Source organism: Oleiphilus sp. HI0061 (genome assembly GCF_001635675.1).
The window spans coordinates 1-329 of record NZ_LWFE01000802.1; the positions used below are offsets into that span (position 1 = coordinate 1).

Here is a 329-nt window from a genome sequence, read left to right on the forward strand (position 1 = left end):
CGATGTATTGTGCTTCGGTTTAATCGTCGTTTCCTTATTCGATGTGATTTTGAATGGCCTTCGAACCTACGTCTTCTCGCATACCACCAATCGGGTTGATGTGACCTTAGGGTCGCAGTTATATAACCATCTCTTGCGTCTACCCATATCATTCTTTAATGCACGGCAAGTGGGGAATACTGTAGCCAGAGTTCGAGAGTTGGATACCATTCGTGAGTTTATTACTGGCTCTGCTTTAACGCTGATTATCGATATCCTTTTTACCGTGATCTTTTTTGTGGTGATGTACTACTACAGCCCGCCCCTCACATGGATAGTGTTAGGTTCGA

At 44.1% G+C, this 329-nt stretch carries 1 protein-coding gene; it reads left to right on the plus strand.

What is annotated here, in order from left to right:
• Window positions 1-329 (plus strand): ABC transporter transmembrane domain-containing protein (locus A3735_RS09670; protein ID WP_255375160.1); only part of this gene is annotated, 329 nt, incomplete at both ends.